General features: G+C 56.4%; 16 protein-coding genes. 15 read left to right on the top strand and 1 reads right to left on the bottom strand.

Annotation, left to right across the window (positions count from 1 at the left end):
• Nucleotides 1–94 precede the first annotated feature (94 nt).
• The 15 genes from pdxB to hisP all read left to right on the top strand — a co-directional run bounded on the left by pdxB (nt 95) and on the right by hisP (nt 14,152).
• A complete protein-coding gene (gene pdxB / locus C2U54_RS20965) occupies nt 95–1,231 on the top strand; it encodes a 4-phosphoerythronate dehydrogenase PdxB (protein ID WP_103180521.1) in 1,137 nt (378 codons plus the stop codon).
• A 67-nt stretch (nt 1,232–1,298) separates the two neighbouring features.
• A complete protein-coding gene (locus C2U54_RS20960; RefSeq protein WP_103180518.1) occupies nt 1,299–2,312 on the top strand; it encodes an aspartate-semialdehyde dehydrogenase in 1,014 nt (337 codons plus the stop codon).
• Complete coding sequence (truA, locus tag C2U54_RS20955) at nt 2,312–3,124, top strand: tRNA pseudouridine(38-40) synthase TruA (protein ID WP_103180516.1); 813 nt, start codon at nt 2,312–2,314, stop codon at nt 3,122–3,124. Before C2U54_RS20960 ends, truA begins: the two co-directional genes overlap by 1 nt.
• A 28-nt stretch (nt 3,125–3,152) precedes the next feature.
• Nucleotides 3,153–3,812, top strand: coding sequence for a DedA family protein (locus tag C2U54_RS20950; RefSeq protein WP_103180515.1), 660 nt, complete (start codon nt 3,153–3,155; stop codon nt 3,810–3,812).
• 142 nt (nt 3,813–3,954) lie between these two features.
• On the top strand, nt 3,955–4,860 hold the full coding sequence (accD, locus tag C2U54_RS20945) for an acetyl-CoA carboxylase, carboxyltransferase subunit beta (protein ID WP_103180513.1): 906 nt from the start codon (nt 3,955–3,957) through the stop codon (nt 4,858–4,860).
• A gap of 68 nt (nt 4,861–4,928) precedes the next feature.
• Nucleotides 4,929–6,197, top strand: a complete 1,269-nt coding sequence (folC, locus tag C2U54_RS20940) for a bifunctional tetrahydrofolate synthase/dihydrofolate synthase (RefSeq protein ID WP_103180511.1) — start codon at nt 4,929–4,931, stop codon at nt 6,195–6,197.
• A complete protein-coding gene (dedD, locus tag C2U54_RS20935; protein ID WP_103181115.1) occupies nt 6,187–6,891 on the top strand; it encodes a cell division protein DedD in 705 nt (234 codons plus the stop codon). The genes folC and dedD overlap by 11 nt, the downstream gene beginning before the upstream one ends.
• A gap of 197 nt (nt 6,892–7,088) precedes the next feature.
• Complete coding sequence (gene cvpA / locus C2U54_RS20930) at nt 7,089–7,577, top strand: colicin V production protein (protein ID WP_103180509.1); 489 nt, start codon at nt 7,089–7,091, stop codon at nt 7,575–7,577.
• A 33-nt stretch (nt 7,578–7,610) separates the two neighbouring features.
• Nucleotides 7,611–9,128 (top strand): amidophosphoribosyltransferase, encoded by a 1,518-nt coding sequence (gene purF, locus C2U54_RS20925; protein WP_103180507.1) that lies wholly within the window; start codon nt 7,611–7,613, stop codon nt 9,126–9,128.
• Between the two features lie 89 nt (nt 9,129–9,217).
• Nucleotides 9,218–9,787 (top strand): UbiX family flavin prenyltransferase, encoded by a 570-nt coding sequence (locus tag C2U54_RS20920; RefSeq protein WP_103180506.1) that lies wholly within the window; start codon nt 9,218–9,220, stop codon nt 9,785–9,787.
• Between the two features lie 297 nt (nt 9,788–10,084).
• Nucleotides 10,085–10,867, top strand: a complete 783-nt coding sequence (argT, locus tag C2U54_RS20910) for a lysine/arginine/ornithine ABC transporter substrate-binding protein ArgT (RefSeq protein ID WP_103180503.1) — start codon at nt 10,085–10,087, stop codon at nt 10,865–10,867.
• 240 nt (nt 10,868–11,107) lie between these two features.
• A complete protein-coding gene (hisJ, locus tag C2U54_RS20905) occupies nt 11,108–11,890 on the top strand; it encodes a histidine ABC transporter substrate-binding protein HisJ (RefSeq protein WP_032612831.1) in 783 nt (260 codons plus the stop codon).
• Between the two features lie 83 nt (nt 11,891–11,973).
• Nucleotides 11,974–12,660, top strand: coding sequence for a histidine ABC transporter permease HisQ (locus tag C2U54_RS20900; protein ID WP_103180501.1), 687 nt, complete (start codon nt 11,974–11,976; stop codon nt 12,658–12,660).
• Nucleotides 12,657–13,370: a histidine ABC transporter permease HisM gene (hisM, locus tag C2U54_RS20895; RefSeq protein WP_103180499.1), complete on the top strand. Its 714-nt coding sequence runs from the start codon at nt 12,657–12,659 to the stop codon at nt 13,368–13,370. The genes C2U54_RS20900 and hisM overlap by 4 nt, the downstream gene beginning before the upstream one ends.
• Before the next feature lie 8 nt (nt 13,371–13,378).
• Nucleotides 13,379–14,152: a histidine ABC transporter ATP-binding protein HisP gene (gene hisP / locus C2U54_RS20890; RefSeq protein ID WP_103181114.1), complete on the top strand. Its 774-nt coding sequence runs from the start codon at nt 13,379–13,381 to the stop codon at nt 14,150–14,152.
• Nucleotides 14,153–14,226: 74 nt separating this feature from the next.
• On the opposite strand, the gene C2U54_RS20885 is transcribed toward hisP, so the two are convergent.
• Complete coding sequence (locus tag C2U54_RS20885; protein ID WP_103180497.1) at nt 14,227–14,736, bottom strand: GNAT family N-acetyltransferase; 510 nt, start codon at nt 14,734–14,736, stop codon at nt 14,227–14,229.
• Nucleotides 14,737–14,739: the final 3 nt, after the last annotated feature.

The following is a 14,739-nucleotide window of genomic DNA, read 5'->3' as shown; positions in this document are numbered from 1 at the left end:
CGTTACTCATCGTTAACCAGGTTTACGTATATGCCTGGCGGCCAGATTATGGCACACTTGACAGGTTTTCTTCCTCTCAAACAGGTACTCAGACGTGAAAATCCTCGTTGATGAAAATATGCCTTACGCCCGCGAGCTGTTCAGCCGCCTGGGTGAGGTTAAGGCCGTTCCTGGACGTCCCATTCCGCTCGCCGAGCTGACTGATGCCGATGCCCTGATGGTGCGCTCGGTAACCAAAGTGAATGAGGCGCTGCTGTCTGGCAAAGGGATCAAATTTGTCGGCACGGCAACCGCAGGAACCGATCATGTGGATGACGCGTGGCTGAAGCAGGCCGGGATTGGCTTTTCCGCCGCACCGGGCTGTAACGCTATTGCCGTCGTGGAGTATGTTTTCTCCTCTCTGCTGATGCTGGCCGAGCGTGACGGGTTTACGCTCACCAGCCGGACCGTAGGCATTGTCGGTGTCGGTAACGTCGGCAGCCGCCTGCAAAAGCGCCTTGAGGCGTTAGGTATCCGCACGCTGCTGTGCGATCCGCCCCGCGCTGACCGTGGCGATGAAGGGGATTTCCGCAGCCTGGATGAGCTGGTGGCCGAGTGTGACGTGCTCACCTTCCATACGCCGCTATTTAAAGACGGGCCGTATAAAACGCGCCATCTGGCAGACGACGCTCTGATTAGCCGCCTGAAGCCGGGCACCATCCTGATTAATGCCTGCCGTGGCCCGGTGGTGGACAACGCGGCCCTGCTGCAGCGCCTGGAAACTGGTCAGGATCTGAGCGTGGTGCTGGACGTGTGGGAGCCGGAGCCGGATCTCAACGTGGCCCTGCTGGACAAAGTGGATATCGGTACCGCGCATATCGCGGGTTACACCCTCGAAGGTAAAGCCCGCGGCACCACCCAGGTGTTTGAGGCGTATAGCGCGTTTATCGGCAAATCCCAGCAGGTGGCGCTGGATACCCTGCTGCCAACCCCGGATTTTGGCCGCATCACCCTGCACGGCCCGCTGGATCAGGGAACGCTGAAAAGGCTGGTGCATTTAGTGTATGATGTGCGCCGCGATGACGCGCTGCTGCGAAAAGTAGCGGGTATACCGGGTGAGTTTGACAAGCTGCGTAAGCATTACGTTGAGCGCCGCGAATGGTCCTCTCTGTATGTGATGTGTGATGATCCTGCTGCGGCGTCGCTGCTGCATAAGCTGGGTTTCAACGCCGTTCATCACCCGGTTCGTTAATGTCTTCTTAATGCTCCCTGGCGGATACCCCGCCAGGGACGCTTTTTTATTTCTGGAGTAAACCACCATGTCTGAAGGCTGGAACATTGCCATACTGGGCGCAACGGGCGCCGTGGGCGAAGCCCTGTTCGAAACCCTTGCTGAGCGTCAGTTCCCGGTGGGCGACATCTATGCCCTGGCGCGTAATGAGAGCGCGGGCGAGCACCTGCGCTTTGCGGGTAAATCTGTCATGGTTCAGGATGCGGCTGAGTTCGACTGGACCCAGGCGCAGCTGGCCTTTTTCGCGGCCGGGGTCGAGGCTTCCGCCGCGTATATTGAAGAGGCCACCAACGCAGGCTGTCTGGTCATTGATTTAAGCGGCCTGTTTGCCCTTGAACCGGACGTGCCGCTGGTGGTGCCGGAGGTGAACCCCTTCGTGCTGGCCGACTACCGCAACCGTAACATCATCGCCGTCCCGGACAGCCTGACCAGCCAGCTGCTTAGCGCCCTGAAACCGCTCATCGACGAAGGTGGCTTGTCCCGTATCGCCGTAACCAGCCTGATGTCAGTCTCTGCCCGCGGTAAAAAAGCGGTGGATGCCCTGGCAGGGCAGAGCGCGAAGCTGCTGAATGGTATTCCGGTGGACGAAGAGGATTTCTTTGGCCGTCAGCTGGCGTTCAACATGCTGCCGCTGCTGCCGGATCGTGAAGGCAGCGTGCGCGAAGAGCGCCGTATCATCGATGAAGTGCGTAAGATCCTGCAGGACGACGGACTGATGATCTCCGCCAACTGTGTGCAGTCGCCGGTGTTCTACGGCCATGCCCAGATGGTGAGCTTTGAAGCCATGCGTCCGCTGGCTGCGGAAGAGGCGCGCGATGCCTTTGGCCGCGGCGAAGATATTGAGCTGTCTGAAGAGCGCGAGTTCCCGACCCAGGTGGGCGACGCAACGGGCAACGCGCGTCTCTCCATTGGCTGTGTACGTAACGATTACGGTATGCCGGAGCAGATCCAGTTCTGGTCGGTCGCCGATAACGTGCGTTTCGGCGGCGCGCTGATGGCGGTGAAAATCGCTGAAAAACTGGTGCAGGAGTATCTCTACTGATGTCTGAAGTGGAGCAAAAGCCCGTTCATAAGATTGCCCTCGGCATTGAGTACGATGGCAGTAAATATTATGGCTGGCAGCGTCAGAATGAGGTGCGCAGCGTCCAGGAAAAGCTGGAAAAAGCGCTCTCTCAGGTGGCGAATGAGCCCATCAATGTCCTGTGCGCGGGGCGTACCGACGCCGGTGTCCATGGTACGGGGCAGGTGGTGCATTTTGAAACCACCGCAGTGCGTAAAGACGCGGCCTGGACGCTGGGGGTAAATGCGAATTTGCCTGGTGACATCGCGGTACGTTGGGTCAAAAATGTGCCGGATGATTTTCATGCGCGGTTCAGCGCCACCGCGCGCCGCTACCGCTATATCATCTATAACCAGCGTCTTCGTCCGGCGGTGTTAGGCCAGGGCGTCACCCATTTTTACGAGCCGCTGGATGCCGATCGCATGCACCGCGCGGCGCAGGCATTGATTGGCGAAAACGACTTCACCTCGTTCCGTGCCGTGCAGTGCCAGTCTCGCACGCCGTGGCGCAACGTGATGCACATTAACGTCAGTCGGCATGGCGCGTATGTGGTGGTGGATATCAAAGCGAATGCCTTTGTTCATCATATGGTCAGGAATATTACAGGCAGCCTGATGGAAGTAGGCGCCGGACACCAGCCGGAGAGCTGGATTGCAGAGTTGCTGGCGGCGAAGGACAGAACGCTGGCGGCAGCAACGGCGAAAGCGGAAGGGCTCTATCTGGTCTCGGTCGATTACCCGGATCGGTTTGACCTTCCAAAACCGCCAATGGGCCCGCTGTTCTTAGCGGACTGATAGCCGTGGCAATAAAGGTTTAGACAATATGGATTTAATTCGCTTTCTGATCGATTTCATTCTGCATATCGATGTGCACCTGGCAGAGCTGGTCGCTGATTATGGCGTCTGGGTGTATGCCATTCTGTTCCTGATCCTGTTTTGCGAAACCGGGCTGGTGGTGACGCCCTTCTTGCCGGGCGATTCGCTGCTGTTCGTGGCGGGTGCGCTGGCGTCGCTGGAGACCAACGACCTTAACGTTCACCTGATGGTGGTGTTAATGCTGATTGCCGCCATCCTTGGCGATGCGGTGAACTACACTATAGGGCGGCTGTTCGGCGAGCGGTTATTTAGTAACCCGGACTCGAAGATTTTCCGTCGCAGCTATCTCGATAAAACCCATGCGTTTTATGAGAAACACGGCGGTAAGACCATCATTCTCGCGCGCTTTGTGCCCATCGTCAGAACCTTTGCCCCGTTTGTTGCGGGTATGGGTCATATGTCGTACCGTCAGTTCGCGCTCTATAACGTCACCGGTGCGCTGCTGTGGGTGCTGAGCTTTACCTACGCGGGCTATTTCTTCGGGACCATTCCTATGATCCAGGAAAACCTTAAGTTGCTGATCGTAGGGATTATTGTGGTTTCCATTCTGCCGGGCGTTATCGAAGTGATTCGTCACCGTCGCGCGGCGGCAAAACAAGTAAAATAAAGGCACGACTGCGGTTCGACCACTTTTTTATCCAAAGTTTCGGGCTGTTATGTTTTAATGTGCAACATTCATGGTCTGCCGGGGGCAAAAATGGCATTATGCGCCCCTTGCAGCAAACCTGGTTCAGGCAGAAAGGTTATCAATGAGCTGGATTGAACGAATTAAAAGCAATATCACCCCAACCCGCAAAGCGAGTATTCCTGAAGGGGTGTGGACTAAATGTGACAGCTGTGGCCAGGTCCTGTACCGCGCCGAACTGGAGCGTAATCTCGAAGTTTGTCCGAAGTGCGATCACCACATGCGTATGTCGGCGCGTAACCGCCTGCATAGCCTGCTGGATGAAGGTTCTCTGGTTGAACTGGGTAGCGAGCTTGAGCCGAAAGATGTGCTGAAGTTCCGTGACTCCAAGAAATACAAAGACCGTCTGGCCTCTGCGCAAAAAGAGACCGGCGAGAAAGATGCCCTGGTGGTGATGAAAGGCACCCTGCACGAGATGCCGGTTGTCGCGGCGGCGTTTGAGTTCTCCTTTATGGGCGGCTCAATGGGCTCCGTAGTGGGCGCGCGCTTCGTGCGTGCCGTTGAGCAGGCGCTGGAAGACAACTGTCCGCTGATCTGCTTCTCCGCCTCCGGTGGTGCCCGTATGCAGGAAGCGCTGATGTCGCTGATGCAGATGGCAAAAACCTCCGCAGCGCTGGCGAAAATGCAGGAGCGCGGTCTGCCGTACATCTCCGTGCTGACCGACCCAACCATGGGCGGCGTATCGGCAAGTTTTGCGATGCTGGGCGATCTGAACATCGCTGAACCGAAAGCGCTGATCGGCTTTGCCGGCCCGCGCGTTATTGAACAAACGGTACGTGAAAAGCTGCCGCCGGGCTTCCAGCGCAGTGAGTTCCTTATCGAGAAAGGCGCTATCGACATGATCGTTCGCCGTCCGGAAATGCGCCTGAAACTGGCCAGCATTCTGGCGAAGCTGATGAATCTGCCGTCGCCGAGCCCGGATGAGCCGCGCGAAGGCGCGGTGGTACCGGATCAGGAACCCGAGGCCTGATAACTGAAAAGGGCAGGGCCAGTGGCGCTGCCCTTTTGCTTTCTAACCGTAACTGAAAAGCGCGCAACATGGAAAATACTACTCTTCCCCAAGCCACGTCGCCTCTGGCCGCGTGGCTTTCTTATCTGGAAAACCTGCACAGTAAAGCCATCGACATGGGACTTGAGCGCGTCAGCCAGGTCGCGGCGCGCCTTGATGTTCTGAAACCGGCTCCCTTTGTCTTCACCGTGGCGGGTACCAACGGCAAAGGCACCACCTGCCGCACCCTGGAAGCGATGCTGATGGCGGCAGGCTACAAAGTAGGGGTCTACAGCTCACCTCATCTGGTGCGCTATACCGAGCGCGTGCGGGTACAGAATGCGGAGCTGGCTGAATCCGCGCACACCGCCTCGTTTGCGGAGATCGAAGCCGCGCGCGGCGATATTTCGCTGACCTATTTTGAATATGGCACCCTGTCGGCGCTGTGGCTCTTTAAGCAGGCGCAGCTGGACGTGGTGATCCTCGAGGTCGGGTTAGGCGGACGTCTGGATGCCACTAATATTGTCGACCCGGATGTGGCGGTAATCACCAGCATCGCGCTGGATCATACCGACTGGCTGGGGCCCGATCGCGAGAGCATTGGCCGTGAAAAAGCCGGTATTTTCCGCCCGGGCAAACCGGCTATCGTCGGCGAACCCGATATGCCGCACACTATTGCTGACGTGGCGCAGGAGAAAGGGGCGCTGTTGCAGCGCCGTGACGTCGACTGGCGCTACAGCGTGACGGAAAGCGGCTGGCGCTTTGAAGACGCGGCGGGCGCGCTGGATAACCTGCCGCTGCCCCAGGTACCGCAGCCGAATGCTGCGACGGCGCTGGCCGCACTGCGCGCCAGTGGTCTGGCGGTAGAGGAGCAGGCGATGCGCGACGGCATTCAGCATGCGATTCTGCCGGGGCGTTTCCAGATAGTCAGCGAATCACCGCGTCTGATTCTGGATGTGGCGCATAACCCCCATGCCGCGGCGTATCTCGCAGGACGTCTCAAATTATTGCCAAAAACCGGGCGCGTGCTGGCGGTTATCGGTATGCTTCATGATAAAGATATTGGCGGCACGCTGGCCTGCATGGAGAGTGTGGTCGATAGCTGGTATTGTGCCCCTCTGGAAGGCCCACGCGGGGCGACTGCCGAACAGTTAATGGCGCATCTCGGCGCAGGGCAGCGCTTTGATAGCGTGGCGCAGGCCTGGCGGGCGGCGATGGCCGATGCCAGACCAGAAGATACCGTGCTGGTGTGTGGTTCGTTCCACACGGTGGCACATGTCATGGACGTAATGGATGCGGGGAGAACCGGTGGCAAGTAAGTTTCAGAACCGTTTAGCAGGCACCATTGTGCTGGTGGCGCTGGGGGTGATTATTCTCCCCGGGCTGCTTGATGGACAGAAAAAACATTATCAGGATGAGTTTGCGGCGATCCCGCTGGTGCCGAAACCGGGCGATCGGGATGAGCCGGACATGCTCCCGGCAACACAGGCTCTGCCTGCACAGCCACCAGAAGGGGCGGCTGAAGAGGTGCGCGCGGGCGATGCCGCGGCGCCATCGTTAGATCCGGCGCGTCTGGCAGCTGGAAACAACAACGAGCTGGATCCCGTTCCGGCGCCGGTTGAGCAGTATGCGCCAAAACCGGTGCAAAAACCGAAACCGGTTGAGAAGCCGCAGCCGAAACCGCAGCGCGATAACACCAGCCAGCAGCTGGCGGCGGCGACAGAAACCCCACCGGCCAAACCGGCGGCAGAAGAGAAACCGGCCCCGACCGGTAAAGCCTACGTTGTGCAGCTCGGTGCCCTGAAAAACGCCGATAAGGTCAACGAGGTGGTGGCCAAACTCCGTGGTGCGGGGTATCGCGTTTACACTTCACCTACCACACCGGTACAGGGTAAAATCACCCGTATTCTCGTAGGGCCGGATGCGTCGAGAGACAAGCTGAAGGGATCGCTTGGAGAGCTGAATAAACTCTCTGGTTTGAGCGGCGTGGTGATGAATTACAGCGTGAACTGAGGGTTTCTCTCGTTTACGGGATAAGGCAAAAACAGGCGCAGCAGATTGCCTGAGAAGGTAACCCGCCTGGGGCGCTGAGTATTTTTTCAGCGCTTTTTTTATTTACGCGCGGGAAGGAAATCCCTACGCAAACGTTTTCTTTTTCTGTTAGAATTCGCCCCGAACTGGATGACAGGGCGTTTGATCGTGGGACACATATGGTCTGGATTGATTACGCCATCATTGCGGTGATAGGTTTTTCCTGTCTGGTTAGCCTGATCCGTGGCTTTGTTCGTGAAGCGTTATCGCTGGTAACCTGGGGCTGTGCCTTCTTTGTTGCCAGTCATTACTACACTTACCTGTCTGTCTGGTTCACGGGCTTTGAAGATGAACGGGTTCGAAATGGGATTGCCATCGCGGTGCTGTTTATCGCGACGCTGATTGTCGGCGCCATTGTTAACTACGTGATTGGCCAGCTGGTCGAGAAAACCGGGTTGTCAGGAACGGACAGGGTGCTGGGGATCTGTTTCGGGGCGTTGCGAGGCGCGCTGATTGTTGCCGCGATACTATTCTTCCTTGATACCTTTACCGGGTTCTCAAAAAGTGAAGACTGGCAGAAATCGCAGCTTATCCCGCAGTTCAGCTTCATCATCAGATGGTTCTTTGACTATCTGCAAAGCTCGTCGAGTTTTTTGCCCAGGGCATAAACCCTGAGATGTGGCTTAACGAGGAAATGACGAATGTGCGGTATTGTCGGTATCGCCGGTTTCATGCCGGTAAACCAGTCTATTTATGACGCATTATCGGTGCTTCAGCACCGTGGGCAGGATGCTGCGGGTATCATCACCATTGATGCACACAACTGCTTCCGTTTACGTAAGGCCAACGGCCTGGTAAACGATGTGTTCGAAGCCCGCCATATGCAGCGTCTTCAAGGCAACATGGGTATTGGTCACGTTCGTTACCCGACTGCTGGCAGTTCCAGCGCCTCTGAAGCTCAGCCGTTCTACGTTAACTCGCCGTATGGCATCACGCTTGCCCACAACGGCAACCTGACCAATGCTCACGAGCTGCGTAAGAAGCTGTTTGAAGAGAAGCGTCGTCACATTAACACCACTTCTGACTCTGAAATCCTGCTCAACGTCTTTGCCAGCGAGCTGGATAACTTCCGCCACTATCCGCTGGAAGCTGACAACATTTTTGCCGCGGTAGCCGCCACTAACCGCCTGATCCGTGGCGCTTATGCCTGCGTCGCGATGATTATCGGCCACGGTATGGTCGCCTTCCGCGATCCTAACGGCATCCGCCCGCTGGTGCTGGGCAAGCGCGATATTGGCGATGGCCGCACCGAGTATATGGTCGCCTCCGAAAGCGTGGCGCTGGATACCCTGGGCTTTGAGTTCCTGCGTGACGTCGCACCTGGCGAAGCGGTCTACATCACCGAGAAAGGCCAGCTGTTTACCCGTCAGTGCGCAGAGAATCCGGTCAGCAATCCGTGCCTGTTCGAGTACGTCTACTTCGCTCGCCCGGACTCTTTCATCGACAAAATCTCCGTCTACAGCGCCCGCGTCAATATGGGAACCAAGCTCGGCGAGAAGATTGCCCGCGAGTGGGAAGACCTGGATATCGACGTGGTGATCCCTATCCCGGAAACCTCCTGCGATATCGCCCTGGAGATGGCGCGTATTCTGGGTAAACCTTACCGCCAGGGATTCGTGAAGAACCGCTACGTTGGCCGCACCTTTATCATGCCGGGCCAGCAGCTGCGCCGTAAATCGGTGCGCCGCAAGCTGAATGCCAACCGCGCCGAGTTCCGCGATAAGAACGTGCTGCTGGTGGATGACTCCATCGTGCGCGGCACCACCTCTGAGCAGATTATCGAGATGGCCCGTGAAGCGGGTGCGAAGAAGGTCTATCTGGCCTCTGCGGCACCGGAAATTCGCTTCCCGAACGTGTATGGCATCGATATGCCTACCGCCAACGAGCTGATTGCCCACGGTCGTGAAGTGGATGAGATCCGCCAGATCATCGGTGCCGACGGCCTGATTTTCCAGGATCTGAACGATCTGATCGACGCGGTGCGCGCCGAGAACCCGGATATTCAGCAGTTCGAGTGCTCGGTGTTTAACGGTATCTACGTCACCAAAGATGTGGATCAGGGCTACCTGGACTACCTCGATTCACTGCGCAACGACGACGCGAAAGCCGTCCAGCTGGCGAACGATCTCGAAAGTTTAGAGATGCATAACGAAGGTTAAGCACTATCGCAGGCGAGGACATCTGCCCTCGCTTGCAACTCCCGCCAAAATCCTGCACAGTCAGCCCTGTAACAGAAAGGGCGAACATCATGAAACGATTAATTGTAGGGATCTCAGGGGCCAGCGGCGCGATTTACGGTGTCCGTTTGTTGCAGGTATTGCGCGACGTCGCCGAGGTTGAAACGCATCTGGTGATGAGCCAGGCTGCGCGTCAGACCCTCTCTCTCGAAACCGATTACTCCCTGCGTGACGTTCAGGCGCTGGCCGATGTGGTGCATGACGCGCGCGATATCGCCGCCAGCATCTCCTCCGGGTCGTTTAAAACGGCGGGCATGGTGATCCTGCCCTGTTCCATCAAAACTCTCTCTGGCATCGTCAACAGTTATACCGATACGCTGGTGACCCGTGCGGCCGATGTGATATTAAAAGAGCGTCGCCCGCTGGTATTGTGCGTGCGCGAAACCCCGCTGCATCTGGGCCATCTACGCCTGATGACCCAGGCCGCTGAACTGGGGGCGGTGATCATGCCGCCGGTGCCGGCGTTTTATCACCGTCCGCTAAGCCTGGATGATGTGATTAATCAGACCGTAAACCGGGTGCTCGATCAGTTCGACATTGACCTGCCGGACGATCTCTTTACCCGCTGGCAGGGCGCCTGACGGTAAGGCTGTTCTGCCAGAGTGCATTTCACCGCAACGTGCCCTGTTTCAGGGCAATTCTGCAACAGCGATCATATCCTCAACATTTAATTCCTTTTTTCCTTTCCAGGCACTGCGGTTCGTTTGGCAGACCTGCTATCTTTCACCATTAAGGTAATCCTGCAACCTTTCATTAACATATTTAACGCCGTAATTTTGCGTTATCTGCAATATGGCATAAGACCTGCAAGAGATTGCCTGCAACAACACACAACACAATCTATTACATAAGAAAATCACGACACTTGAGGGTAATGTATGAAGAAGACGGTTCTGGCTCTGTCTTTGCTGGTGGGATTAAGCGCTGCGGCAAGCAGCTTTGCGGCGCTCCCACAGAACGTACGTATCGGTACAGACGCAACCTATGCCCCGTTCTCATCGAAAGATGCGAAGGGGGATTTCGTTGGGTTTGATATCGACCTGGGAAATGAGATGTGCAAACGCATGTCCGTGAAATGTACCTGGGTGGGCAGCGACTTCGACGCGCTGATCCCGTCTCTGAAAGCCAAGAAGATTGACGCGATCATCTCCTCGCTCTCGATTACCGAAAAGCGTCAGCAGGAGATCGCCTTCTCTGAGAAACTTTACGCGGCGGATTCACGTCTGATTGCGGCGAAAGGCTCCCCAATCCAGCCAACCATTGACTCGCTGAAAGGCAAGCATGTAGGCGTTCTGCAGGGCTCAACGCAGGAAGGCTATGCGAACGCCAACTGGCGTGAGAAGGGCGTGGATGTAGTGGCGTACCAGAACCAGGATCTGATCTATTCCGATCTGGCGGCAGGGCGTCTGGATGCGGCTTTCCAGGATGAAGTCGCCGCGAGCGAAGGCTTCCTGAAACAACCGGCGGGCAAAGAGTTTGCCTTTGCTGGCCCGTCAGTCAAAGACAAAAAATATTTCGGCGACGGCACCGGGATCGGCCTGCGTAAAGACGATGCCGAGCTGAAGGCGGCCTTTGACAAAGCTTTCACTGAACTGCGTAAAGACGGTACCTACGACAAACTGGCGAAGAAATACTTCGACTTCAATGTTTACGGCGACTAACCGGAACTGACGGGTGCGCACCATAATGCTCCCCGTTATGGTGCGACAATGGCCTTTGCGAACCAGGATGGTGCAAATCGTGCGCTGTGTTGGTTATAAAGTGAATAGTTAAGCACTCGCAATGCACTTTTTCGCGCTTGCCGGGCATAATCTTTTGCCTTGCCGCGTCGATTAGTGGCACATTAAAGGCGCCCCGTCGGCGTTAAAATCCCGTAAGAAGACAGTCTGTTGAGGATAGATATGAAAAAACTGGTTTTGTCACTTTCTCTGGCTCTGGCCTTTTCCAGCGCTACCGCGGCATTTGCAGCAATTCCGCAAAAAGTTCGTATTGGTACTGACCCGACTTATGCCCCCTTCGAATCGAAGAATGCGCAGGGTGAACTGGTAGGTTTTGATATCGATTTGGCTAAAGAGCTGTGCAAACGTATCAAAACAGAGTGTACCTTCGTTGAAAACCCACTGGATGCGCTGATCCCTTCGCTGAAAGCGAAAAAAATTGATGCCATTATGTCTTCCCTCTCTATCACCGAAAAACGCCAGCAGGAGATTGCCTTTACCGACAAGCTTTATGCAGCGGACTCGCGTCTGGTGGTAGCGAAATCTTCCGATATTCAGCCAACCCTTGAATCCCTGAAAGGTAAACGTGTGGGCGTGCTGCAGGGCACCACTCAGGAGACCTTCGGCAACGAGCACTGGGCACCGAAAGGAATTGAAATCGTCTCTTACCAGGGCCAGGAGAATATCTACGCTGACCTGACTGCGGGCCGTATTGACGCCGCCTTCCAGGATGAAGTGGCAGCCAGCGAAGGCTTCCTGAAACAGCCGGTTGGTAAAGATTACAAGTTTGGCGGTCCGTCCATCAAGGATGAGAAACTCTTCGGCGTGGGCACCGGTATGGGTCTGCGTAAAGAGGATAACGAACTGCGTGAAGCGCTGAACAAAGCCTTTGCTGAAATGCGCGCCGACGGCACTTACGAAAAACTGGCGAAGAAATACTTCGACTTTGATGTCTACGGTGGTTAATCCCTCCACTTAATAACGTGCGGCCCCTTCCGTCCAGGGAGGGGAAAAGACACGGCTACACCACTCACGACAGGGCAGGCGGTATGCTGTACGGATTTTCTGGCGTAATTTTACAAGGCGCATTGGTCACCCTTGAACTGGCTCTCAGTTCAGTGGTGCTGGCCGTGTTGATAGGCCTTGCAGGCGCGGGCGCGAAGCTCTCTGCGAATCGGGCGATGGCGCTGCTGTTTGAGGGCTATACCACCCTGATCCGCGGGGTGCCTGACCTGGTGCTGATGCTGCTGATCTTCTACGGTCTGCAAATCGCCCTTAACGGCATTACGGATGCCATCGGTATGGCGCAGATTGATATCGATCCGATGGTGGCCGGTATCATCACCCTGGGCTTTATCTATGGCGCCTATTTTACCGAAACCTTCCGCGGGGCCTATCTCGCGGTGCCGAAAGGGCATATCGAAGCGGCTACGGCCTTCGGGTTTACCTCCTCACAGACGTTTCGCCGCATTATGTTTCCGGCCATGATGCGCTTTGCGCTGCCGGGAATTGGTAACAACTGGCAGGTTATCCTCAAAGCAACGGCGCTGGTCTCCTTACTGGGGCTGGAAGATGTGGTAAAAGCCACGCAGCTGGCAGGCAAAAGCACCTGGGAGCCGTTCTACTTCGCGATTGTCTGCGGGGTGATTTATCTGGTGTTTACCACCGTCTCCAATGGCGTGCTGCTCCTGCTCGAACGGCGCTATTCCGTGGGTGTGAAGAGGGCTGACCTGTGATCGAAATTATTCAGGAATACTGGAAATCCCTGCTGTGGACCGACGGATACCGTTTTACCGGTGTGGCGATCACCCTCTGGCTGCTGATTTCTTCTGTGGTAATGGGCGGGATCCTGGCGATTTTCCTCGCCATTGGCCGCGTCTCCAGCAACAAATATATTCGCTTCCCCATCTGGCTGTTTACCTACGTGTTCCGCGGTACGCCGCTCTATGTGCAGCTGCTGGTCTTCTACTCCGGGATGTACACGCTGGAAATCGTCAAAGGCACCGAGATGCTGAACGCGTTCTTCCGTAGCGGGCTGAACTGTACCGTGCTGGCGTTAACGCTCAACACCTGCGCCTACACCACCGAGATCTTTGCCGGCGCGATCCGCTCCGTGCCGCACGGTGAAATTGAGGCGGCGCGGGCGTATGGCTTCTCTTCGGTGAAGCTCTATCGCTGCATTATTCTGCCGTCGGCGCTGCGTATTGCGCTGCCTGCCTACAGCAACGAAGTGATTTTAATGCTGCACTCCACCGCGCTGGCCTTTACCGCTACCGTGCCGGACCTGCTGAAGATTGCCCGTGATATTAACTCGGCGACCTATCAGCCCTTTACCGCCTTCGGGATCGCGGCAGTGCTCTATTTAATCATCTCTTATGTCCTGATTAGCCTGTTCCGCAAAGCGGAAAAACGCTGGTTGCAGCATGTCAAACCTTCGACGCACTGAGAATGAAGATGGCTGAGAACAAATTAAACGTTATCGATTTGCACAAACGCTACGGCGAACATGAAGTGCTGAAAGGGGTGTCGCTGCAGGCTAATGCGGGCGATGTGATCAGTATTATCGGCTCCTCAGGGTCGGGTAAAAGTACCTTCCTGCGCTGCATTAACTTTCTTGAAAAGCCGAGTGCCGGCTCGATTGTGGTCAGCGGTGAGAACATCAATCTGGTGCAGGACAAAGACGGTCAGCTGAAGGTGGCGGATAAACACCAGCTTCGTCTGCTGCGTACTCGTCTGACGATGGTGTTCCAGCACTTTAACCTTTGGAGTCACATGACGGTGCTGGAGAACGTCATGGAAGCGCCGGTGCAGGTGCTGGGCTTAAGCAAGCAGGAAGCCCGTACCCGGGCGGAGAAATACCTGGCGAAAGTGGGTATCGACGAACGCCAGCAGATGAAATACCCGGTGCATCTCTCCGGCGGTCAGCAGCAGCGTGTCTCTATCGCCCGTGCGCTGGCGATGGAGCCGGAAGTGTTGCTCTTTGACGAACCTACCTCCGCGCTCGATCCCGAGCTGGTGGGGGAAGTGCTGCGCATCATGCAGCAGCTTGCTGAAGAGGGGAAAACCATGGTGGTGGTAACTCACGAGATGGGCTTTGCCCGTAACGTCTCCAACCACGTGATTTTCCTCCATCAGGGCGTAATCGAAGAGCAGGGGCATCCGGATGAGGTGCTGGCCAACCCGAAGAGCCCGCGTCTGCAGCAGTTCCTTAAGGGATCGTTGAAGTAGTTTGTTGCCCGGTGGCGCTACGCTTACCGGGCCTACAAAACCGTAGGCCGGGCAAACGCAGTGCCGCCCGGCATTCAGGCCGCACTTACCTCCAGTCGGTACACCCAGTCGTCATACCGCACGCCGTTAATCTCATATGCCTGCTCAAGTACCTGGGTGCGCATGAAACCCGCTTTCTCTAACACCCGCACCGATCCGCCGTTGTCCGCCAGCACATATGCGTTAATCGCTTTTACGCCCACCCGGATAAACGCATATTCACACACGGCACGCAGCGCCTCGCTGGCTATTCCCTGGCCCTGGGCGGCGGCAATCACGGTGTAACCTATATCGGCCTCTTCAGGGTAGTGGGAGCTGATTTGCAGGCCAATATCCCCGAGCGGGGTGGCATCATCATGGACGCGGATCACAAAGATGTGCGGGGCGGTAAGACGGGCGGCAAACAGGCGTCGGATCTCTTTTTCCGGGGCGATCGCGGCCATATAGCGCATGATCTCCGGCGCTTCACGCAGCCTGTGGAAAAAAGGCCAGTCGGCGGGCTCAAAAGGGGAGAGCGTCAGCCGGGGAGTGGTAATGGTTGCCATCAA

Source organism: Leclercia sp. LSNIH1, assembly GCF_002902985.1.
In the GTDB taxonomy this organism is placed as follows: domain Bacteria; phylum Pseudomonadota; class Gammaproteobacteria; order Enterobacterales; family Enterobacteriaceae; genus Enterobacter.
This window is presented reverse-complemented; position numbering and strand designations above follow the sequence as displayed.